The following is a 20290-nucleotide window of genomic DNA, read 5'->3' as shown; positions in this document are numbered from 1 at the left end:
GTCGAGTCGATGATTTTGTACCGAGTATTAGGAGGATTAGACGATACGTTTAAATGGGAAACCACATTTCAAGGAGACACACAATTCTATGCCTTTTTTGATGATAAAGATTATGAGTCTGCATCTCCTGGAGCAGATAAATATCAAGATGGGGCGTTTTTTCTGCTGAAGGACTTCATTTTGGGACTGGACCGGTATCCGCTCTATATACATGCTTTTGGTGGCGTTTCAGAAATCAGCCTTTCAAAAGTAGGAAAAACGACCAAGTTATCAAGAGGACGATACCATTATCTTCTTGAGATCTGTTCGCTCGAAGAAGTCGAACAGCTTCTCCCGCTAGCTTATTTTGATGCATATAACGGGCGAAATGTTTTAATCACAACGGAAAAAGATATATCCATTATCAATGACTCGGATGACTGGCTGTTGTTTGCGTTTGATTTTTCAATTCCTTCGAAGGATATCTACTATCTGATGATTGACCACGATGCTGCCGGTTTTGATTTTATTGCAAACTTTACGGAGCATCCGTTTCAAGACAGGGAAATCATCGATGACTAAAACTGATTCAAAAACAAAAGTAAGATCAGTCTACATAATTCGTAAAAGATGAGCGTACACATCAACTTGATGTATACGCTCATCTTTTTTAGATTCCTAGATAAAAACAATCAGCGAAAATCCAATCAGGATGTTAATAAAACTAAGGACATCTGTAGTTTTAATGAATGTGGAGTATGCAGTTTTCTTTAATCTGTTGTTCAGTACTAACAAGACTATGGCGATCAGGGTCGTTAAACCAAGCGGTGCGTTGAAGATACTATCTGAATAAGTAAGAAGGTTGGTTACGATGTAGATGCTATTGAGCAGGGAAACATAAAACAATGTTTGAGGCATGGGATCAACTCCAATATAGATTCATAATTCATTATACCTATCAAACGGAAAATGGCGATATTTAGGTTGTGAAATGAATCAAATCCTCGAGTCGATATCTCTGAGAGATCGAGAACATCTGTGAGGGGCAAATCACTCTAGATATGCCGCTCCGATGACTCCGGCATGACCCTCCAGTGTCGCGAGACGGATATCGATACTAGATCGGAGCGACGGATAGACTAATCCGCTGACAGCTTCAAGCAACTCTTCCCAATACAAATCGGCTGATCCGGTAACCCCACCGCCGATGACGATGACATCTGGATCAATCGTATGAATGATATTGGCGAGTCCTGTCGCCAGGTGGTTGATGAAACGGGTCCGTTCCTGCGGGTCCTCGAGTAACCGTTCGATGGACGACGCCCGCTTTTCTAAAGCGCGTGATTGAAGAGCCGTGCCGCTGGCCAGTCCTTCAAGCGAACCGGCATTAAGCACAGGATGTGCCGGACCGGATGAATCGATGATCGTATTGCCGATTTCTCCTGCGTACCCGTGCGCCCCACGAATGAGTTTTTTCTCATACACATATCCGCCGCCTATACCCGTACTGACGGTCACGTAATAGACGGAAGAGTACGATTGACCCGCTCCGAATAGAGCTTCGCCGAGGGCTGCGGCATTCGCATCATTCTCAAGCGACACCGGGATGTCGAACGTCGAGGATAGAGGGGTGACGAGATCGACGTCATCCCAACCCGGCAAGTTCGGAGGAGACAGGAGATGTCCCGTCTTGGTATCGAGCGGCCCGGGGGCTGCGATACCGATTGTCGTCAGCTGGAATTCGTCCGAGAACAGTTGAATGGCTTGTTTGATGTGAGAGATAGTTTGTTCCGGACCAGCTGCCGGACGTGTCGGAAACGATAGCTGTTTAATGATAGTATCCTGATTGACGACGGCGACGCGTGTCTGGGTGCCACCTAAATCGATCCCGATCCGGAGCGGACGCGTTATTTTTAGTGAGGGACCGGTGACGATCAGAAGTCCTGTTCCGGAGACAGTATGCTCGCTATTAGCAGGTAAGAGGACCGTTGTGCCAACTGATAATTTAACACCATTCAATTCAATCGTTCCTTCGATGACCGTAATGATTTGGAACAAAGGGGATGACTCCAAGGTATGTGTCTGGCGGATGGCCCATTCTTCGACGAAGAAATCAGGTGTCTGCGTCAATCTTTTGCGGAAGGAAGACAAGAAAACAGGAGGTTCCGCGTAGTGAAAATGCGGGAAACGGATGACGCGTCGGGCTTGATCGAGATGAAGCGGACGTTTCATTCCTGTCACAGGATCGAGACGATCATAATCATATAGCCGGTAAGTCGTATCTGAACTTTGTTGGATTTCGAGGACGACACAGCCTTTCGTCAAAGCATGGACCGTTCCGGCCGGTACATAGAAGAAATCACCTTTTGAGACTGGGATGTGCTTCAGCGATTGGACTAAGGTTCCCTGGTCGACTGCCGTATCAAGTTCGGATGGCGAAGACAGGGAATGACCGTAGATGAGAGTAGCGTTCTCAGGACAATCGATGATGTACCAACATTCATTCTTACCGAACGGCTGGTCTTCATAGCGTCTCGCATCCGCGTCGGTCGGGTGGACTTGGACCGATAAATCCGTCGAGGCATCGATCCACTTCAGTAAAAGCGGGAAGTCGGAGTGCGTCTCCATTCCAAAAATTTCAGGGTGATTTGACCATAATTCTTCCAGCGTAAGACCTGTCAGTGTTCTGGATTGAACGGTCGTCATGCCGTTCGGATGACTGGCAATCGTCCAGACTTCACCTATACGTCGTTCGTCTGAAACGGGGAAACCATACTGTCGAAGCTTCTGACCACCCCAAATTCGCTCTTTTGCGACGGGTTCGAAAAAAATCGGTTCCTGCATGTCTTATTCCTCCTTCAATCTATTTTCAATAACAACTCTACACTTTTAAAAAATAAAAATAAACAAAATAATTATCAAGTATAGACATGAAAGAATAAATCCGTATAATCAAACTTGTAAGCGATTTCAAAAAAGGAGGAATTTTAAATGAAAAAAATTATGTTGGCGTGCAGCTCGGGAATGTCGACGAGTATCCTCGTATCGAAAATGCAGGAACATGCGAAGGGAATCGGAGAAGAAGCCAAGATTTGGGCAGTAGGACAAGATCAGGCAATGAAAGAGATGGATGGTGCCGATGTCATCCTGATTGGACCTCAGATGCGTTTTCTATTATCGAAATTTCAAAAGGCGACAGATAAGCCGGTCGAAGTGATCGATATGATGGCGTATGGAATGGCTGACGGAAAAGCGGCGTACGAACAAGCCGTAAAATTGATGGGGTGAATGATATGCCAACGAATGAACAGACGATTGAACAAGTAGCGTTCATGATGATTTTGCACAGCGGGAATGCAAGAAGTACGATCCGTGAGGCAATCGAAGTGTATAAAGACGGTACCTTTGAAGAGTTTGATCAATTGCTGTCCAGTGCACGTTCGCAACTGCAGGAAGCGCACCAGGTTCACTTTGGACAAGTGCAAAAGGAAGCGAACGGTGAACCGGCAACGTTGTCCCTATTACTGCTGCATGCAGAGGACCACTTGATGTCGACTCAGACGATGCTTGATTTAACCTCGGGGCTCATCGAGCTCATGGAACATAAGTTTTCTAAAAAATAAGAAGGAGTGTTTGAGATGACTGAGAATAGTAAGTGGTTCGACCTGTTGAGTCGTTTCCTGATGCCGATGGCGGCATTTTTGAATAACAGTCGTTACCTGCAAACGTTACGTGATGCGTTCATGCTTGCTTTTCCGATTACGATGTTCGGTTCGTTGATCGTCGTCGTCGCGAATCTACCGTTTCTTGATAAGTTCATGTCTCCTGGCGTACTCGATGCCTTCAAGACGTCACTCGGGAATGCACCGTCCGCGACGATGGGAATCATGTCATTGTTTGTGGTATTTGGAATTGGCTATTATCTTTCTAAAAGTTACGAAGTCGAAGCCGTATTCGGTGGTGTCATTGCTTTAGTCTCGTTCTTATTACTTACTCCATTTTTTGTTTCAGTTGAAAATGTCACAGGTCCGGTCGGAAACGTCATCCCGCTCGACCGCTTAGGTGCGAAAGGCATGTTCCTTGCCATGATCACCGGATTCTTGGCAGGAGAAATCTACCGCTTCGTCGTCCAGAAGAACTGGACGATCAAAATGCCGGCCGGCGTGCCGACTGCGGTCGCCAAATCTTTTTCAGCTCTCATCCCGGCCTTGTTGACCCTCACTACCTTCCTCATGATCAACATTGCGGTCACTTCTCTTTTGAACACGAACTTACACGATCTCATTTTTGACCTTGTCCAAAAGCCGCTCGTCAATCTAGGAAACGGACTCGTCCCGACCTTGATTGCCATCTTCTTTGTCCAGCTCTTCTGGTTCTTCGGTCTCCACGGTCAGGTCATCGTCAACTCGGTGATGGATCCGATCTGGAATACGCTGTCACTCGAAAATCTGAACGCCTACACGTCAAATGGAGAAATCCCGAACATCATCAGCAAACAGTTCATCGAAATCTACACTGTCGGGATCGGCGGATCAGGTTCGACCCTGGCTGTCGTCGTCGCCATCCTGTTGTTCATGCGTTCCAAACAATTAAAACAAATCGGGAAGTTGTCAATCGGACCGGGTATCTTTAACGTTAATGAACCAATGATTTTCGGACTACCGATTGTCATGAACCCACTGATCATGATCCCTTGGATTTTCGCTCCGATGATTACCGTCACCGTGACGTACTTCGCCATGTCAACAGGTCTCGTTCCGCCTCCGACCGGTGTCGCCGTCCCGTGGACCGTTCCGATGTTCATCAGCGGGATGATGGCGACGAATTCCCTGGCCGGCGGATTATTACAACTCGTCAACTTCGCGATCATCATGGCCGTGTGGTTCCCATTCCTTGTCTTCATCGATCGTCTGAACCTGAAAAAGGAGAGAGCAGAGGCGAAGACCATACAGGAAAAAGATCAACAAATCGGTTGAGTGAAAACTACAGATAGGATGTGCATACGATGAATCAGATTGAAAACATGACCGGACAAACAAAAAAGTATACCTTTCCGACTGACTTTTGGTGGGGAACGGCTGCCTCCGCCACGCAAATGGAAGGGGCGGCAGATGAAGCGGGAAAGGGTCCGAACATTTGGGACTACTGGTACGAGCAAGAGCCCAACCGATTCTTTGACGGGGTCAGTGCGAACGTAGCGTCTAATTTTTATCACCGGTACGAAGAGGATATCGCTTTGATGAAGGAACTGGGACACAACTCTTTCCGACTGTCGATTTCCTGGTCACGGCTGTTCCCGACAGGTGAAGGGAAAATCAATCCATTGGCCGTGGACTTCTATAATCGTGTGATCGATGAGCTGATCCAGGCGGATATCGAACCATTCGTCAATCTATACCATTTCGATATGCCGCTTGCGCTGCAACAAAAAGGTGGATGGGAGAGCCGGGACGTCGTCCTGCATTTCGTCGACTATGCCAAGACTTGCTTCGAGTTGTTCGGTGACCGCGTATCGAAATGGTTCACGCATAACGAACCGATCGTCCCGGTCGAAGGTGGCTATCTGTATGATTTCCATTATCCGAATGTAGTGGACTTCAAAAGAGCCGTCCAGGTCGCTTATCATTCGATCTTATCCAGTGCACTGGCAATCAAAGCATATAAGGAATCAGACCAGGCGGGCAAGATCGGTATCATTCTGAACCTGACCCCTTCTTATCCGAGAAGCCAGAATGAGGCGGACGTCCAAGCTGCTCACTTGGCGGACATCCTGTTCAACCGTTCCTTCCTGGATCCATCCGTGCTCGGGACCTTCCCGCAAGAACTGATCAATCTGTTAGAGGAACAAAACGCTCTACCGGACATGGAAGAAACGGACCGGCAGATGATTGCGACCTATACGGTCGACCTGCTCGGTATTAACTATTACCAGCCGAGACGGATCAAGGTGAAGGAGCATCTGCCGAACCCCGCAGCACCGTTCATGCCGGAGCATCTGTTCGATTATTACGAGATGCCGGGACGTAAAATGAACCGTCACAGGGGATGGGAAATTTACGAGAAGGGTGTCTATGACATCTTGACGAACTTGCGTGAGAACTATGGAAACATCGAGTGCTTCATTTCGGAGAACGGCATGGGCGTCGAGGGAGAAGAACGGTATCGTGATGCGGACGGAAGCATTCAGGATGATTACCGGATTGATTTCATCGCGGAGCATCTCAAGTGGGTCCATCTTGCCTTACAAGAAGGTGCGAACGTCAAAGGGTATCATCTTTGGACGTTCATGGATAACTGGTCATGGAGCAATGCGTATAAAAACCGATATGGCTTCGTCGGGGTGGACTTGGCCAGTCAGACCAGAACGGTCAAAAAGAGTGGACATTGGTTCAAGCAATTGATAGAAGAGGATGGTTTCATAAAATGAAGGAAGATAATCAGGGGATATCTAGCCCTGATTATCTTTTTTTGTTATATTATTCTTATATGTCTATACATGGGGTGGAATCATGTCTACAAAAAAGAAACCAAAGTATGAAAAAATCGCGGATGAGTTACGCGAACGAATCCTCAACGGCGGATATGATGTCGAGGAAGCCATGCCGGATGAGATTCAGTTGGGACAGGAATTCGAAGTCAGTCGAATGACGATGAAACGCGCACTGGAAATTTTAGTACTGGAAGGCATCATCTACCGGCAACGAGGGCAAGGCACGTTCATCCTGCCATCGAATTTTTCGCAGGGAAGAATCAATGTATTGAATAAAGAATCGCAGGGGTTGACGAAACTGCTCGGGGAGCGGGCAGTGAAAAGTGAAGTCTTGCAGTTCGAGGTCCGCTTCCCGGAAGCGGAAGTCGCCCGGCACTTGATGATTGAGAAAACCGATCCGGTCTACGAGATACGACGTGTCCGGTATGTGGAAGAGGAACCATATGTCATTGAACATACGTTTATGCCTTCATCACTGATCACCGGATTGACGAAAGAAATTCTGGACAGTTCGATTTACCGGTACATTCAAGAAGAACTCGGCTATACGATCACCAGTTCACACAAGATGATTCGCGCAGACAAACCGAACCAGTGGGATCGTGAATATCTAGGGAACGAAGAAACCGATCCCGTGATTGAAGTCGAACAAGTCGTCTTTCTCGGAAACGGAAAACCGTTCGAATATTCATTTTCGCGGCATCGATATGATAAATTTGTATTTACGTCTGTTCATATCGGTCGCTAAAAAAGAATAGGTAAGTTATCTCAAAGAGCTCAACTAGGGTAAACGGGCACTCAATAGTCGATCACAAGTTAAATGTCATTAAAAAACAGGCTGTATTCATTTTCGACATCGAAATGTATACAGCCTGTTTTTTTATGTGTTTATATACTTACGCACACGTAAGTCTCAGCTCCCTGATTTATAGATATCATGAAAATACCGATTTTAATAATCAAGGTCACGACCTTCTCATCTTAGATGTCAGTAATCAGAGGATAGTTACCGGTGCGATACCGTTATTCAATTCACCCTTCAATCTACCTTGATTAAGAAAGCAAACTGACCATCGCCATTCTCAGACCATCTTGCTTGAAGTTCATAGGCATATGTTCCGGCTTCTTTCGGTGTTACGAGTTGATTATTTTTTAACGTAACCTTGTTACCGGTCTCCTTGTTAAATCGAAGGATTTTGATTGTATCAGGTTCTGGATCGAAGGAAATCTGGATTTTCTTGTTCGGCATGACGGTGACCGGTTTACTTTTTTCAGTCATGTGTAAACCGTCTACATAGATTTTGTCTACGCATTGGCCGCTAAACATGCCACTCCAGCAAAATGTCCCTTGGACCGTTGGAACACTTTTTCCCTGTATCTCGACACGGGGATCTGGTGGTTCATCACGGAAGGGTTCGAATTGAACGAAAAAAGCAATGATGATAATCACAAAGCCGATTAATATAAATTTACGCATTTGAAACTGTCCTCCTTTGCACGTGGCATTCTTGTGTGTCAAAAGTCTTTTCATTCAATGAGCTTTTGATACTTATATCCCTTCAAAATAGCGTGATTCTCTTCATACGTCCATGTTTTGATGGCGAGATCAGGGTTTGCTTTCAGATGATGCGTCAAGATATCGCGACCTAAAGAGTAACGGCTCCATAAAGGAATGTCTTTTTCAGTGTTCCCCATTGTAATCTCCTGATAATTGGCTTCACCATTCCCAATCAGACGTGACACATGTTTTTTGGTTGTATCATCCATCGGTATATTCCAAGGAGGCGAGACTTCCGTGACGATCTGATCGGCAAAGGCATCTGCTTTTCCTTCGAAGATGACCGAATCAAGGGATGTGTCAATTCTGCTTAACTCCGGTGTATCATTTAAAACCAGGTGATGATATTCATGCGCAATCGTATAGGCTAAAACTTCTTTATCGAAGTTTGGATTTAGTTGAATGATAATCGAGTCTTGAAAAGCTGCTCCGGACACTCCGGCCAAAGGATCCGTCATTGACCAAAATTCCGGATTGGACGGTGCGATGAAAATCGTAGCTTTCTTTTTAGGGAGCGCTTCATAGGAAGCGATATAGTTTTTTGTAATGATATCTTTGATTTCGTCATGCTGTTTCATCAATTCATTCGTTTGGTTCAGCAGATCCTGCTCGTAAGCTGTCGCCTTCAACATAAAGAAAGTCTCTAGGGTGGTCGGATCAAAGTTTTCCTTCTCTCCAATCTTATCTATGTAACGAAGGACGTATTCTGCGTAATTTTTTGTATCCGTTTCTGAAGTATCGGCTTTAAGCGATGCTTTCAAATAAGTTTGATAGGGCGCATAAAGCGGCACGATGTTTAATTCACCATCCTCGCCGATCTTTACGGTTTCCGGTTTAAATTTTTTACTTTCGGAGTGCGTCACTGTTTTTTCTGTTTCGTCTGTACAGGCTGCTAACAGCAGGAACGGGATACAAAGTAAAGGAGCGATTATTTTTTTCAAAGGGAATGACCTCCATTTCGAATTCGTTAGACTTATGAATGTTCTTGTTGATCGATAAGGATAAAGTTCAGAACATCATATGTAAAATTATACCATAAAAATAAAAGGATTTAATCCCTGAATTATTCATATGATTATTTAATTAGGAGATGCTGACATGAGAACTATTCAAATCGATGAAGTGATAAAAAAACTGGAACAGGTCCTGGAAAAACAACTGACACGAGAGGAAGTAGCCGAGTGGGCATATGAACGGATGGCGGATTTGGAGTGGATGGAAGAGAAAGAAGGCAGGCCATTGACGAAGGAGGAGTTGGCCGTCTTTCGTTGTCTAACGACAGTCTATGGAATGGATTTGCAAAATAGCCCGGACGAGTATTTTCATGTAGACGACGATTTTCGAGATTGGATCAAAGCATTTCAGGAAGTGGGGAGAAGCTTTAAATCTAAGGAATGAGCATGTTTCGCCGATTAACATTTCTCAACCAGTCATCATAATTATGAAACCTTTGTTTAAAGAAACAGGTAAAAAGAGGAAAGGGGATGATGAGATGGTACGATGTACAAATTGCGACTACAAGTGGAAAACAAAGGACGTACTGGCTGTCGGTTTTGCAAACCACGGCAAGGACTGCCCGAACTGCGGCAAGAAGCAGTATCTTTCAAAAGATACGCAACATTACCTGTCACTCGGATACGTCAGCCTGTTTTTTCTATTGATCATGCCGTTTGTCATTAAGCTGAGTGGCCGGGAAGAATCCATCTGGTAAGCAACTGGTTGCGTGTTCAAAAAAGACGGAGCTTTTTCAGCGGCGTATACTGACAGAAAAGGGGGTGCGACGGGATGCCATCGCTCTATGAGATCGAGGTGAAAGACGCAACCGGACAGACCATTTCCTTGCAGGATTACGCCGGAGAGGTACTTCTCATCGTCAATACAGCCAGTAAATGCGGACTTGTCGGTCAGTTTGGGGATTTGCAACGGTTGTACGACAAGTATGCCGATCAAGGCGTCAAGGTCCTTGGATTTCCGTGTGACCAGTTCAACAATCAGGAATTTGCCGATCAGCAAGAAACGATGCAGTTTTGCCAGCGGAATTACGGTGTGACGTTTCCGATGTTTCAGAAGATTGACGTCAACGGCCCGGCAGAACACCGGTTGTATACGTATTTAAAGCAGCAGCAGGGTGGACTATTGTCGTCGAACATCAAGTGGAACTTCACGAAGTTTCTCGTCGATCGTCAAGGGCGGGTCGTCAAACGGTTTGCGCCGGTTGATTCGATCCAGACGATTGAAATAACACTGGTGCGCTATGTATAATTAAACCACGTCCCGTCCGGCGCAAGCCGTCGGGCGGGACGAGTCGCATCACCCTACCTTTGGCGAGGTAGGGCTTTTTTTTATCAAATATTCGTTGGCGGATCAAACGTCTGTTTAACGATATAGTCACTCATCTTATGACCGAGGTCCGTAAAAACGGGCGGACGCGGGGACAGGATATGAAAGTCCTGTTCGAAGGCTCGAATGGCGTAATGCGTCCAGTCTCGCGACGGGTCCCGCTTCAGCCCCATCCAGGCCGTCGCAAAAGTCAGGAGTGCCGAATCCTTATACAGGACGAGCGGAACCGTATTAAACTCCACCCCGTCATCCAGTTCATGCAAATCCGACGATCGAAGCAGGACGCTGTCTGCTTCAAACGACAGTTCAAAATAATTGCAGGCGTAATCACCGCTGATAATCATGGTTTCGTCCGTATGACCGCGGAAGTAAAACGTTAATCGATTGCCATTGGCCCGATCGATTATAAAGTGATCAAGTGCAATTTGATAGTCTTCCCGGTACGTCAGTTTCTCGAATGTGATATGCATGACTGATTCCCTCCTTAAGAGTGTTTTTCCTTGGCGAGTTCGAGTATGTCCGACTGACGTGTCGAACGCGACGACCAGACGAGTAGTCCGATACCGCAGAATAAAAGCGAAATGCCGACCCACGATAACAGACTGAGCGTTTCCCCGAGGACAAAGACGCCGAGTAAAGCAGCGGTCAACGGTTCACCAAGCGACAGCGTGACGGCTGTCGATGACGAAACGTGCGCAAGACCTCGTGCAAACAACAAGTAGGCAACACCTGTTGCAAGGACACCAAGATGGAGACTGATGCCGGCACCGCGCAGACTGAACACCCATGACAGATCAAACAGGAATAACAGTGGCGATAACAAGAGAGCGCTGAGTGTAAACACGACCGCGACGACGGATAGCGGAGGGTGTGTTTTCACTAAGTCCCGGCTGACAAACGTGTAGATGGCAAAGGACATGCCGGCACCGAGTGCGAGCACGATCCCGAATGGATTGACTGAAACGGATGCCTGATTCATGACCAACAGTAAACAACCGGCAATCGAAAGCAATGTCGACAGCCACCAAATCGTGCCCGGTCGATTTTTTAAGACAATCCATTCAATCAATCCGGAAAAAATCGGCGCACTGCCGATTGCGACGACCGTTCCGACGGCGACACCGGTCATGAGGACAGCGGAAAAGAACAACGGCTGATAGGCGGCCATGCTGAGCGCAGCAAGAAAAATCGTTGGCAGCGGCCAGTCTTTCAGCGTCAACTTTCCCGTCAATAAGACGAGACTGAGTAAAAATAATCCGCCGACCGCCAAGCGGACGGCGCCAATCGCAATCGGATGAGCGGCTTCCGGCGCAAAGGCTTGTGACGTGCCGGTTGTTCCCCAGAGCATCGCCGCCAGTAAAATCAGCAACATCGAAGACTGTTTTTGCATGGTTTACCTCCGGATTAATAGACATAGATACTGTTTGAGGATCATTTTTGATTAGAAAAAGAATGCCACAGAAACTGGAAGGAAAAATCGACCAAATTATTGGTAAAATGGTAGACTAAATGAAGATGAGGTAAGACTGCTCATACATAGAGAAACAAAAGGATGGATATGATGAATCAAATCGCAGTTGTCCTCGATGGACTCAAACAGAAAATCAGCCATGGATCGACGTTCATCCAGCGAAGTTACAATTCAATCGGTCAAGCCACGTTCCATCTGCCAAAACCGGTCAAACCGGAAACACTTCAAGCGTTCGAAGCCGAGTTCAAGCAACCGTTACCGAGCGAATATCAGACTTTTCTTGAACTGCATGACGGAGCGAAACTGTTTATGTTAGGTGACGAAGGGCTGGTCTTACATCCGCTCGAAGAGGTGATGGAAAAGACGATCGAAGCCAAGGAAGACGGTCTGATCGATGAAGACTATGATCATTACTGGATCATCGGAGAAGTGAACGAAGGATATCTTCTGATTCATACGGATCATGCAAAAACCGAAGATACACCCTACATGTACTGGAAGTATCACGAAGGGTCAACCGAGGACACCGATGCTATCGGTCAAAACTTCGGGACATTCCTTGAACGGTCGATCATCGCGCAAGGTGATATGTACTGGGAATTCAACAGCTTCGATGTCCGGGAAGACGATTACTATGTCGAAGAAGACACCGAACAGGTACAGGCGGGTGTACCGATTGCATCCGAGGAACGGGTCCGGATCGAAATCGAGTATCCGATTTACCGCCGGGGAGGTTTTATTGTTTCTTTCTATACATATGAAAATGGAAAACCTGATTTATGGTGGCAATCTGACTACGATACGATGAAACAGGTGCATCGTTCTCTTATAAGTACTTTGGAGGAACCACAGTTCTGTTTTACAGAAATCAATGTGTTCCAAAAAGAAGCACCACTTTGGGAAAGTGAAGATGCATCCGGTGAACAGATCGCGAAACGTGTAGAACATCCGCAAACCCAAATCATGCAGTATGACGGGTATCAAGCCTTTGTGAACGACTTACCGCGTCCATTACCGGGTTGGGAATAAGCAAAGCATTACGTTCAAAGAGCACCTTCATTTCTTCAACTCTTTTGAAACGAATGCGAAAAGGAGGAATGGGAATGAAAAAACTACTGATTATTCCGTTGTTATTCAGTTTAGCCGGATGCATGTCCCTCGATATGAAACCGAGTAGTCAGACGATCGAAACGGGGTACACAGGAAGTGTCAAAGACGGGTTTGTATTTGAATACAAACTGACCAATACCGGCGATTATCCGGTAAAAGTCGCCTCTCGTGCCGGTCATCTGCTCAACGTCAAGGTCCGAAAGCACGATTCGCAAAAAGTCGTCTATGACTCGTACGAAAAGGTGGAGCCGAAACGGTTGTCGAAAGAAGTGCAACCGCATAAAACGGTGACGCTGAAGAGAAAAGTCAAAGCCGGTGTCATTCCAGCGGGTGTGTATGACATTGACTATATTGTTCGTGACGATAAAGGTGAAAGCGCAGGTGGCGATAAAGAAATCAGATTAAACTAATTCAATCCAGGAGGAATAAAAATGTGGAAGAATCCAAGTTACCGCTATGGAATATGGTCATTGATTGTCAGCTTTTTCTTGTTTTTAATCGTTCAGATGTATAGCGCCTATATCGAACTGTCACCAAAGTTTGATGGAGAGGCACTCGAAGAATATCATTTGATCTACTTCCCGGTCATCGCGCTGATTGTGGGATGTACGTTCTTGATCGGCGGTTGGTGGAATGAGGACTTTAAACAAGAAGCACAAAAACGAGCAGCACTAGAAGCTGAAAAGCCGACAGAATGAAGATAGCTTTTAAAGGAGTGAAACAAAATGATTAAGAATTTTCCTGCTTTAGTGATGCTGACGGTGGCCGGTATCGTATTCATGCATTTTTTATCGGTTACTGAAATGGGGCTGTTTTTAAAGATCACTCTGACACTTGTCGGGCTCGTTATGATGGGATGGGGAATCATTGGAATGATCTTGCATGGTTGGGTCATGGGATATGAGCGAAGTAAGAAACGGATTTGAAAAGTAACATGAATTCTTTGAGAATCAACTGAAGTAAAGCTATTTAACAAACAATAGAAAAAAGTCCGATGGCTTCCATTTAAAGGAGCATTTCATCGGACTTTTTGGATGAAGACACTTAAGTAAGCAGTAGAGGAGATCAAGATTTGTTTATTTTCATTTCAATAATAGCATTTGTTATACTATTACACTTAACATCATATATAGTTTTAAAAATTATAAATACCATATGGAGTAAGGTACAAAACTTAAGGGCTCTATATAGAAAAAGGTTCAAAAAAGGAATTGAGAAAGGGAAGTCAAGAAAATTCTATACTATTAAAAAGGGTGGACTTTTAGGTTATTTGATTTTTATATTGTTTATAACATTATTACTTATTGCTGTATTAATGTTTTTAAAGGCTATAAAAACTGAATTACTATGCTTCCAATTCTTTGGTTTTCTAATATTACTTATTGATCTTGGGTTTGTTGCAATTATAGATAACGTGGTAATTGTTCAAAGAAAAATAAATATAGAAATAGTGAATAAGGATAAAAAAGTAAATAAAAAGTTAAATTACATTAGTGATAGAATCTATTTTTTTATCAAAAATACAATGCCTTCATTTTACATGATTATTTGCATTCTCCTTGTAAATGTAGTCTTATACATCGATATATTAAATTTTGTATATCCAGACTTAATCTTAGGATTAGTTATTGGTTTTTTTATTTTATTGAGCTTATATTCTAATACTTTCATAATGGAGAATTATTATTTTTCTAATGAAAAAGAAAAATTAATTAAAACAAATAATGAGTATGAGGTATATATGACCCAAAAAAAAGTTGTCATTTACATAGGCGTATTTATGCTTTCATCATATTCTTGGTATCAAGACTTAATACAACTTGAAAAAAACTTTGTTATAAAAGATTTCAGAGGAGATTTAGTTTTAATTACGACTATTCTACTTTTCTTCCTATCAACTGACCGGATTTTCAAGCTAATCCATGATGATTATATGAAATTCAAAAAAGAAGTATAATAAATATTTTTTGTGACTTACTTAAAACTGATAACGTAAGATATTTTCGAGAGACGATGCTAAGCCCGATGTTCTTAATCGAGGTGTCATGATTGATCACTTGGATCGAACTTGTTCCAAAAAATTTGCAGTAGAACATTTAATTTATCAAACGAATAATAATCTATAGGGTGCATAAAAAACTCAATTTATGAAAAAGTCATCTCAATGAATTAAACATCTGTAAAATAAACTAATTACATAGAGCTAAGTTGAAAACCCCCGGAATCAAACCGCCAGGTGTTGCTCGAGTTCATCGCGTCTCATCAATCGTAAGTCGGTAACTTGATGCGTGACAGGTTCACGAGTTCTGTCCCTGTAAAGGTAAGTTGATACATATCGGGTTTGGTCGTCTGCAGCAGGAAATCAAAATCGTATTTTGGATCAAAGTAGTTAAGAATTGCCGTCATGATCAATCCGTGCGTGCCGATGACGATTCGTTTTCCGGGATGATTTTGCAGGATGGAGGTCAACGCTTGAACACCGCGGTGCTGACAGGATTGAAACGTTTCCGAGCCGTCGCGTGAAAAAGCATGATTGGCAAACATCTGTCGGACGAGTGGATATATATCAGCTTGCGGTATCGTTTGATGTTGCCCGGAAAACGCACATTCCCGCAAGTCTTCTTCAATCAAGATCTCTTTCCCGAAACAGCGTGCTGCTCCTTCAATCGTCAACAACGAACGTTGATACGGACTGGAGAAAAACAGGTCGATCTTTTCATCTTTTAAGTAGGTTGTGACAGATTGCGCGGCAATCAGTCCGGCATCAGTCAAGCCGCGTTTCCATTCATTCAAATCGGTTTTCGGAGACTCGGCGTGGCGTGCGAGATAAATGGTAGTCATGAGTAGAAGATGCCTCTTTTCTTTGAATAAGTAAGATCAGGTCTTGGAGGTGAAACGTAAATGAAACAGCTGACACAACGGACAAAATTCATAGGTCTTGGCTTTGTTGTTTTGATAAGTAGTGCATACCTTGTTGATTATTATGAACGATGGACGATGGAGAAACCAACCCGTTTTGTCTATCAAGCGAAAAGTGCCTCATGGGAAGGTGTGATCGAAGTAAGACAGGCAAAGAATGGTCTGTTTTCCTATTATACAAGTGAACGCTACGCCCTTCAGTACATCGGTAAAGACGTGAAACAGTCATATAAGAAGGAACAACCTATTCTTTGGGAAGTGGACAGTCTTCTTTCAAAGATAGACGGCTCGCCGAGGCGATCAAGCCATTTCAGTGACATGGTCGGCACCTTCCCGGGCGGTTCGACAATCGAGACGACAGAAAGTTATCGTGTCGCCACGACTACTGATATATTTCGTATCAGCGTCATGTGGGGTGGTCACAAAAAAGAGACCTTATTTTTGACCTATACAAAGTAAAGCGAAAGTTGCCGAAAGGAGAGAACTCATGAAAACCGTTGAAATAGACGTCACCGCAATCCGGTCAGCAAGCGAGCTGCACCGGCTGTTAAAACAGAAACTAAACTTCCCTTCACATTATGGGGAAAACTGGGATGCATTTTGGGATCTCATCACCGACCCGGAAGACGCCGGTTTACCGGACGAAATCATTTGGATTGGCTTTTCAGCGCTCCAACGAAAGCAGCCGAAAGAAGCGGAACATTTATTAGTGTGTCTGGATGACTACCATCAGGAAATGGAACTTCAGCCATGTATGTCGACTTTCTTGGAAAATACGGATTGAGGTCGATTGCCCGTAATAGGAGGTTGCTCTGGGATGCGTTTCAGAATCTATACTGAAGACGAACAGTACATCATCCCGTGAGGAGGAACACCATGCGCTTATTTGCCATTGATTTAGACGGCACCTTGTTACACTCAACTCATATGATTTCAGAACGAAATGTCACAGCCGTCAAGCGATGTCAGGAGAACGGAGATATCGTCGTGATCGCGACAGGGCGAGCGGCGTTTGATGCAGCGTATTTGTTACGGCTCCACCGGTTGGATTGTCCAATTATCGGTTCAAACGGAGCAGAAATCCGGGCAGAATGCGAAGGGATAACGATACGGAAAAATACTTATGTCCCCTCTGACGAGAGCGAAGCGATCTTGAACTGTTTGCTGAAGCAGGACGTATATCTTCAAATTTACTTGGAAGACGAAATTCTGTTGACGTTTGATGCGACGGATCGACTGATGAAACAAATCAAAAAGGAACAGAGAACCAATCCGTTGTTTCAAGCTGACGAATTCCTTAAATCCGTACAGCCGCAATTGACGCAATACGGCGTCCGGGAAGTAACGGATTTCTCAGACGTCGATTTAGCGAAAGTCATGAAGTTCATGATTGTAAGTCCAAAAGCTGTCGTACTGAAACGGATCGAAAACGACTTATCGTCACGAAACTGCACCGTTACAAGCTCCGGCCCATTTAACCTTGAGGTGACGGCGAGCGGAAGCGATAAGGGAATGGCGTTGCAACAATTTGCTGAACGGTTGGGGATTTCACTGACAGCAACCGTAGCGATTGGCGATCACCACAATGACCTGCCGATGTTTCGGGTCGCCACAACAAGTATTGCGATGGGGAATGCGGAAGACGCCGTTAAACGACAGGCGACGGACGAGACAGGACATCATGATGACGATGGAGTTGCCATGGCTTTAGAAACGTTCTGTTCGATTCAAGTCAGACATAAAGGAGTACAGGATGGCAAATATTACTGAAATCGCAAAGGCAGCCGGTGTTTCCCGCTCGACGGTCTCCCGTGTGTTGAACAATCAGCCGTATGTCATTGCTGAGAAACGGGAGGCCGTCTTACAGGCAATGAAGCAACTGGATTACCGACCGAATCAAAACGCGGTTCATTTATCCCGCGGCAAAACAAATGTCATCGGAGTGATGGTCCCGCAAATCAACCATCCGTTTTTCAGTCAATTGATTGAAGGAATCGGTATCGCCTGTGCCGAGCGGAATATCTCGATGCTCATTCATCAAACGTTTAATGACAGGGAACAGGAACAGCAGTCATTTACACAACTGCGGCATAAGCAAATCGACGGGCTGATCATCGGCTCATCGGTCAGTCCGTCGGAAGTACTCGAGCGTGTCCAACGCGATGGTCCGGTCGTTGTCTGTGAACAGCGGGATGGTAACATCGCGCAAGTCTCTGTTGATCATCAAAGCGGGATTTTGGCAGTGTTGTCTCATTTAGTGAAACGGGGACATACTTCTCTTGGACTGTGTCTCGGAAATCCGGCGAGTGGCGTCGGAATGATTCGTCGTCATACTTTTGAAGCATTCGTTCATGAAAACGGGATACGTGTGTCGCCGGACTGGTATTTTGAGGAGAACTATTCCTTTGCGGATGGACAGGACGTGATGAAACGCTTGCTGAAACTGACGGACAGACCAACTGCCATCATCGTCGGGAATGATTACGTTGCTGCCGGCATCATTCATCAGGCGAAACAAGGAGGGATTAACATTCCGGAGATGCTTGCTGTGACCGGTTTTGACAATCAGGCGATTGCGGAGGCAATGAGGATGACAACCGTTGCCCAACCGATTGAACGACTCGGAAAAGAAGCGGTCCAAGTGCTTGATCAGTTGGCCCAGGGAAAAGAAATGCCCGTCAGTCAGCCGATGCCACTCGAACTGATCGTGCGTGAAACGACATGACACTTGAAGGTTGTAAAGCTTGTAAACGTAGCGGTTTATCTTCGCAAAGCGGTCGTATTCAAAAACGGTTGGTCAGGGGAGGATTATATGGAAATCTATCAATTTAAAAAAGAAGTGGGTAAGAAAATCACAAAGTTCGACTCAGATTTTGTGATGTCACGTATTACACAGACAGACAAAGTAGCACATATAGGATGTGTGCATTTAGATGAGGGTGGGTTAATTGGTTATCATCCAGCTGTTGTTCCTCAACTTCTTTTAGTTGTTCACGGAGAAGGTTGGGTTAGAGGTGAAACCGATGAATACATCAAAGTTCACAGTGGCGAAGCAGTGTTCTGGGATAAAGATGAATGGCACGAAACCAAAACAGATACGGGGTTGACTGCAATCGTTATAGAAAGCGAAGAGCTGACCACTTCATTATTAATACCTTTGGAGAAAGTTTAAGTGTTAATACATATGAGAAACTAAAAAATACCCTAACTAAGCTGCCGTTACAGCGTATTCATTCGGTGCAATAATTGTGAAAAGGATTTCTTTGTCTTGCCAGATTTGATATAGATGATGTCTATAGCCCGCTTCCAGGTGTGAATGAAAAAACGCAGATGCTCTGTTCTTCCGTGAACAGGAGGATCTGCGTTTTTCACATGAAAGTCTTTCGTTTGTACATTTTCTCTTCGATTCGATTCCAAATACGTGTTGCGATATAAATATTACATACTGAAACGATAGCTGCGATGACAATCATACTGATACCGGTATCATCTGCTAAAACAAGCGGTTTAAAGATCGTGAACACGATAGACAGAAGAATCGGAATGGTAATGCCGATCCATACAGAAAAGAATAATAGTGCTTTCCACATCAAGCTCATCCTTTCAAGGTGAATCTATCATGTAGTATATCAAAGAATAGACTTTATATTAGAAAAAATGGAAACCTTAGACATGTTCCGTTATTCTTTATAGGTAGCACAACATTATTTTCCGGTAAGGAGCATAAAATGACAAAAGTCCTGATTATAGAAGAACCTGTTACCACAAATTTCATAGAAGATTTAGTGCATCCCCATCGGTTTGATGGAGGTTTACCTGTTGTGCATCGTTTAAGCGGAGAAGGACACGTCGAAGAAGGTCGAGAATTTTTAATGGCATTCTTAACACATCAAGCGGTCTTCCCGTTGTATGTGCATTTTGTCGACGAGTATGAACTGTCTGAAGACTTTACGACCTTTTTTCAACAACATCAGATTGACTATACGGTTGACGACTGTGGCGGCAACTTGAAATCTTACGGGTATAAACGGTACAACTATTATTCTTGTATTACGGCAAAAATCCAAAATATTGCTGACTTGCGGCTTGTATTAAACAAAACGTACTGGCTCGCATCTGAAAATGTATTCTACTGCATCAGTCATTCAGATTCTTTAACGTTTGAATGGGGAGATTTCTTAGAATGGGGAGTCAAAAGAAGACGATCCATCGCTGTATTTGATTTTAATGCTTCAAAGACCTACATCACCACTGATTATGACGGGTTAGGATTTTGTATCCTCAGTCGGGATACGCAGTATGCTTCTCTTGCTGGCATGATCGCCAGTTTGCCGGACCAGATGGTCGTTACGCAAATCAACGATGAAATAATAGAAGATGAGATATTACATACAGAGGATCAAGAAAAAGACATTTAAATTTC

General features: G+C 44.5%; 27 protein-coding genes. 20 read left to right on the top strand and 7 right to left on the bottom strand.

The genetic code is table 11. The features are described from left to right. The first annotated feature begins 9 nt into the window (after window positions 1–9). Complete coding sequence (locus P402_RS0110225; RefSeq protein WP_026828594.1) at window positions 10–561, top strand: hypothetical protein; 552 nt, start codon at window positions 10–12, stop codon at window positions 559–561. Between the two features lie 468 nt (window positions 562–1029). Here the strand turns inward: P402_RS0110225 and P402_RS16745 are convergent, their stop codons facing one another. Next, window positions 1030–2823: a type I phosphomannose isomerase catalytic subunit gene (locus P402_RS16745; protein ID WP_051525150.1), complete on the bottom strand. Its 1794-nt coding sequence runs from the start codon at window positions 2821–2823 to the stop codon at window positions 1030–1032. A 147-nt stretch (window positions 2824–2970) separates the two neighbouring features. On the opposite strand from P402_RS16745, the gene P402_RS0110210 reads away from it, so the two are divergent. From P402_RS0110210 to P402_RS0110190, 5 genes are all read left to right on the top strand, one after another. Then, window positions 2971–3267, top strand: a complete 297-nt coding sequence (locus tag P402_RS0110210; RefSeq protein WP_026828592.1) for a PTS sugar transporter subunit IIB — start codon at window positions 2971–2973, stop codon at window positions 3265–3267. 5 nt (window positions 3268–3272) lie between these two features. Next, window positions 3273–3602 carry a PTS lactose/cellobiose transporter subunit IIA gene (locus P402_RS0110205; RefSeq protein WP_034769915.1) on the top strand — a complete coding sequence of 110 codons (330 nt, stop codon included), beginning with the start codon at window positions 3273–3275 and terminating at the stop codon, window positions 3600–3602. Between the two features lie 15 nt (window positions 3603–3617). Beyond that, a complete protein-coding gene (gene celB / locus P402_RS0110200) occupies window positions 3618–4955 on the top strand; it encodes a PTS cellobiose transporter subunit IIC (protein WP_026828590.1) in 1338 nt (445 codons plus the stop codon). Window positions 4956–4984: 29 nt separating this feature from the next. Then, window positions 4985–6406 carry a glycoside hydrolase family 1 protein gene (locus P402_RS0110195; RefSeq protein WP_026828589.1) on the top strand — a complete coding sequence of 474 codons (1422 nt, stop codon included), beginning with the start codon at window positions 4985–4987 and terminating at the stop codon, window positions 6404–6406. A gap of 82 nt (window positions 6407–6488) precedes the next feature. Then, window positions 6489–7217, top strand: a complete 729-nt coding sequence (locus P402_RS0110190) for a GntR family transcriptional regulator (protein ID WP_026828588.1) — start codon at window positions 6489–6491, stop codon at window positions 7215–7217. 291 nt (window positions 7218–7508) lie between these two features. Here P402_RS0110190 and P402_RS0110185 read toward each other — a convergent pair whose 3' ends face one another. Further along, complete coding sequence (locus P402_RS0110185; protein ID WP_026828587.1) at window positions 7509–7946, bottom strand: hypothetical protein; 438 nt, start codon at window positions 7944–7946, stop codon at window positions 7509–7511. 50 nt (window positions 7947–7996) lie between these two features. Then, window positions 7997–8968 (bottom strand): DUF2268 domain-containing protein, encoded by a 972-nt coding sequence (locus P402_RS0110180; protein ID WP_026828586.1) that lies wholly within the window; start codon window positions 8966–8968, stop codon window positions 7997–7999. Between the two features lie 157 nt (window positions 8969–9125). Between P402_RS0110180 and P402_RS0110175 the strand changes: the two genes are divergently transcribed. The 3 genes from P402_RS0110175 to P402_RS0110165 all read left to right on the top strand — a co-directional run bounded on the left by P402_RS0110175 (window position 9126) and on the right by P402_RS0110165 (window position 10289). Then, a complete protein-coding gene (locus tag P402_RS0110175) occupies window positions 9126–9425 on the top strand; it encodes a hypothetical protein (RefSeq protein ID WP_026828585.1) in 300 nt (99 codons plus the stop codon). A 94-nt stretch (window positions 9426–9519) separates the two neighbouring features. Further along, a complete protein-coding gene (locus P402_RS0110170) occupies window positions 9520–9738 on the top strand; it encodes a hypothetical protein (protein ID WP_026828584.1) in 219 nt (72 codons plus the stop codon). Between the two features lie 74 nt (window positions 9739–9812). After that, the gene (locus tag P402_RS0110165; protein ID WP_026828583.1) at window positions 9813–10289 is read left to right on the top strand and encodes a glutathione peroxidase; all 477 of its coding nucleotides are present in this window, start codon (window positions 9813–9815) and stop codon (window positions 10287–10289) included. Between the two features lie 83 nt (window positions 10290–10372). Here P402_RS0110165 and P402_RS0110160 read toward each other — a convergent pair whose 3' ends face one another. Both P402_RS0110160 and P402_RS0110155 read right to left on the bottom strand, forming a co-directional pair. Beyond that, entirely contained in the window at window positions 10373–10837 is a 465-nt protein-coding gene (locus tag P402_RS0110160) for a hypothetical protein (RefSeq protein ID WP_026828582.1), read from the bottom strand. A 14-nt stretch (window positions 10838–10851) separates the two neighbouring features. Further along, window positions 10852–11757: an EamA family transporter gene (locus P402_RS0110155; RefSeq protein ID WP_026828581.1), complete on the bottom strand. Its 906-nt coding sequence runs from the start codon at window positions 11755–11757 to the stop codon at window positions 10852–10854. A 171-nt stretch (window positions 11758–11928) separates the two neighbouring features. Here P402_RS0110155 and P402_RS0110150 point away from each other — a divergent pair, with 171 nt between their 5' ends. The 5 genes from P402_RS0110150 (at window position 11929) to P402_RS0110130 (ending at window position 14905) form a co-directional block, all read left to right on the top strand. Continuing rightward, complete coding sequence (locus tag P402_RS0110150) at window positions 11929–12867, top strand: SMI1/KNR4 family protein (RefSeq protein WP_026828580.1); 939 nt, start codon at window positions 11929–11931, stop codon at window positions 12865–12867. Window positions 12868–12941: 74 nt separating this feature from the next. Continuing rightward, a complete protein-coding gene (locus tag P402_RS0110145) occupies window positions 12942–13358 on the top strand; it encodes a hypothetical protein (protein WP_026828579.1) in 417 nt (138 codons plus the stop codon). Between the two features lie 21 nt (window positions 13359–13379). Continuing rightward, window positions 13380–13646, top strand: a complete 267-nt coding sequence (locus P402_RS0110140) for a hypothetical protein (RefSeq protein ID WP_026828578.1) — start codon at window positions 13380–13382, stop codon at window positions 13644–13646. Between the two features lie 27 nt (window positions 13647–13673). Next, complete coding sequence (locus P402_RS0110135; RefSeq protein WP_026828577.1) at window positions 13674–13874, top strand: hypothetical protein; 201 nt, start codon at window positions 13674–13676, stop codon at window positions 13872–13874. Window positions 13875–14020: 146 nt separating this feature from the next. Further along, complete coding sequence (locus P402_RS0110130; RefSeq protein WP_026828576.1) at window positions 14021–14905, top strand: hypothetical protein; 885 nt, start codon at window positions 14021–14023, stop codon at window positions 14903–14905. 305 nt (window positions 14906–15210) lie between these two features. Here the strand turns inward: P402_RS0110130 and P402_RS0110125 are convergent, their stop codons facing one another. Next, entirely contained in the window at window positions 15211–15789 is a 579-nt protein-coding gene (locus tag P402_RS0110125; RefSeq protein ID WP_026828575.1) for a histidine phosphatase family protein, read from the bottom strand. A 60-nt stretch (window positions 15790–15849) separates the two neighbouring features. Between P402_RS0110125 and P402_RS0110120 the strand changes: the two genes are divergently transcribed. The 5 genes from P402_RS0110120 to P402_RS0110100 all read left to right on the top strand — a co-directional run bounded on the left by P402_RS0110120 (window position 15850) and on the right by P402_RS0110100 (window position 19039). Continuing rightward, the gene (locus P402_RS0110120; protein ID WP_026828574.1) at window positions 15850–16326 is read left to right on the top strand and encodes a hypothetical protein; all 477 of its coding nucleotides are present in this window, start codon (window positions 15850–15852) and stop codon (window positions 16324–16326) included. A 28-nt stretch (window positions 16327–16354) separates the two neighbouring features. After that, window positions 16355–16651: a barstar family protein gene (locus tag P402_RS0110115; protein ID WP_026828573.1), complete on the top strand. Its 297-nt coding sequence runs from the start codon at window positions 16355–16357 to the stop codon at window positions 16649–16651. Between the two features lie 92 nt (window positions 16652–16743). Continuing rightward, entirely contained in the window at window positions 16744–17637 is an 894-nt protein-coding gene (locus P402_RS16465; protein WP_051525149.1) for a Cof-type HAD-IIB family hydrolase, read from the top strand. After that, window positions 17621–18592, top strand: coding sequence for a LacI family DNA-binding transcriptional regulator (locus tag P402_RS0110105; RefSeq protein WP_026828572.1), 972 nt, complete (start codon window positions 17621–17623; stop codon window positions 18590–18592). The genes P402_RS16465 and P402_RS0110105 overlap by 17 nt, the downstream gene beginning before the upstream one ends. Before the next feature lie 87 nt (window positions 18593–18679). After that, window positions 18680–19039 (top strand): hypothetical protein, encoded by a 360-nt coding sequence (locus P402_RS0110100; protein ID WP_026828571.1) that lies wholly within the window; start codon window positions 18680–18682, stop codon window positions 19037–19039. Window positions 19040–19235: 196 nt separating this feature from the next. Here P402_RS0110100 and P402_RS0110095 read toward each other — a convergent pair whose 3' ends face one another. Next, window positions 19236–19457, bottom strand: coding sequence for a hypothetical protein (locus P402_RS0110095; RefSeq protein ID WP_026828570.1), 222 nt, complete (start codon window positions 19455–19457; stop codon window positions 19236–19238). 231 nt (window positions 19458–19688) lie between these two features. Here P402_RS0110095 and P402_RS16460 point away from each other — a divergent pair, with 231 nt between their 5' ends. Further along, on the top strand, window positions 19689–20285 hold the full coding sequence (locus tag P402_RS16460) for a hypothetical protein (protein WP_026828569.1): 597 nt from the start codon (window positions 19689–19691) through the stop codon (window positions 20283–20285). The last annotated feature ends 5 nt before the right edge of the window (window positions 20286–20290 follow it).

It is taken from the genome of Exiguobacterium sibiricum 7-3, assembly GCF_000620865.1.
Taxonomy (GTDB): Bacteria; Bacillota; Bacilli; order Exiguobacteriales; family Exiguobacteriaceae; genus Exiguobacterium_A; species Exiguobacterium_A sibiricum_A.
This window is presented reverse-complemented; position numbering and strand designations above follow the sequence as displayed.

Excerpts from the sequence above, each read along its gene's own strand:
- P402_RS0110135 (WP_026828577.1), top strand. The coding sequence starts at position 13,674 with ATGATTAAGAATTTTCCTGCTTTAGTGATGCTGACGGTGGCCGGTATC.
- P402_RS0110150 (WP_026828580.1), top strand. The coding sequence starts at position 11,929 with ATGAATCAAATCGCAGTTGTCCTCGATGGACTCAAACAGAAAATCAGC.
- celB (WP_026828590.1), top strand. The coding sequence starts at position 3,618 with ATGACTGAGAATAGTAAGTGGTTCGACCTGTTGAGTCGTTTCCTGATG.
- P402_RS0110205 (WP_034769915.1), top strand. The coding sequence starts at position 3,273 with ATGCCAACGAATGAACAGACGATTGAACAAGTAGCGTTCATGATGATT.
- P402_RS0110105 (WP_026828572.1), top strand. The coding sequence starts at position 17,621 with ATGGCAAATATTACTGAAATCGCAAAGGCAGCCGGTGTTTCCCGCTCG.
- P402_RS0110140 (WP_026828578.1), top strand. The coding sequence starts at position 13,380 with ATGTGGAAGAATCCAAGTTACCGCTATGGAATATGGTCATTGATTGTC.
- P402_RS0110120 (WP_026828574.1), top strand. The coding sequence starts at position 15,850 with ATGAAACAGCTGACACAACGGACAAAATTCATAGGTCTTGGCTTTGTT.
- P402_RS0110100 (WP_026828571.1), top strand. The coding sequence starts at position 18,680 with ATGGAAATCTATCAATTTAAAAAAGAAGTGGGTAAGAAAATCACAAAG.
- P402_RS0110125 (WP_026828575.1), bottom strand. The coding sequence starts at position 15,789 with ATGACTACCATTTATCTCGCACGCCACGCCGAGTCTCCGAAAACCGAT.
- P402_RS0110165 (WP_026828583.1), top strand. The coding sequence starts at position 9,813 with ATGCCATCGCTCTATGAGATCGAGGTGAAAGACGCAACCGGACAGACC.
- P402_RS0110095 (WP_026828570.1), bottom strand. The coding sequence starts at position 19,457 with ATGTGGAAAGCACTATTATTCTTTTCTGTATGGATCGGCATTACCATT.
- P402_RS0110160 (WP_026828582.1), bottom strand. The coding sequence starts at position 10,837 with ATGCATATCACATTCGAGAAACTGACGTACCGGGAAGACTATCAAATT.
- P402_RS0110170 (WP_026828584.1), top strand. The coding sequence starts at position 9,520 with ATGGTACGATGTACAAATTGCGACTACAAGTGGAAAACAAAGGACGTA.
- P402_RS0110225 (WP_026828594.1), top strand. The coding sequence starts at position 10 with ATGATTTTGTACCGAGTATTAGGAGGATTAGACGATACGTTTAAATGG.
- P402_RS0110195 (WP_026828589.1), top strand. The coding sequence starts at position 4,985 with ATGAATCAGATTGAAAACATGACCGGACAAACAAAAAAGTATACCTTT.
- P402_RS0110190 (WP_026828588.1), top strand. The coding sequence starts at position 6,489 with ATGTCTACAAAAAAGAAACCAAAGTATGAAAAAATCGCGGATGAGTTA.
- P402_RS16465 (WP_051525149.1), top strand. The coding sequence starts at position 16,744 with ATGCGCTTATTTGCCATTGATTTAGACGGCACCTTGTTACACTCAACT.
- P402_RS0110145 (WP_026828579.1), top strand. The coding sequence starts at position 12,942 with ATGAAAAAACTACTGATTATTCCGTTGTTATTCAGTTTAGCCGGATGC.
- P402_RS0110155 (WP_026828581.1), bottom strand. The coding sequence starts at position 11,757 with ATGCAAAAACAGTCTTCGATGTTGCTGATTTTACTGGCGGCGATGCTC.
- P402_RS0110210 (WP_026828592.1), top strand. The coding sequence starts at position 2,971 with ATGAAAAAAATTATGTTGGCGTGCAGCTCGGGAATGTCGACGAGTATC.
- P402_RS0110115 (WP_026828573.1), top strand. The coding sequence starts at position 16,355 with ATGAAAACCGTTGAAATAGACGTCACCGCAATCCGGTCAGCAAGCGAG.
- P402_RS16745 (WP_051525150.1), bottom strand. The coding sequence starts at position 2,823 with ATGCAGGAACCGATTTTTTTCGAACCCGTCGCAAAAGAGCGAATTTGG.
- P402_RS0110185 (WP_026828587.1), bottom strand. The coding sequence starts at position 7,946 with ATGCGTAAATTTATATTAATCGGCTTTGTGATTATCATCATTGCTTTT.
- P402_RS0110175 (WP_026828585.1), top strand. The coding sequence starts at position 9,126 with ATGAGAACTATTCAAATCGATGAAGTGATAAAAAAACTGGAACAGGTC.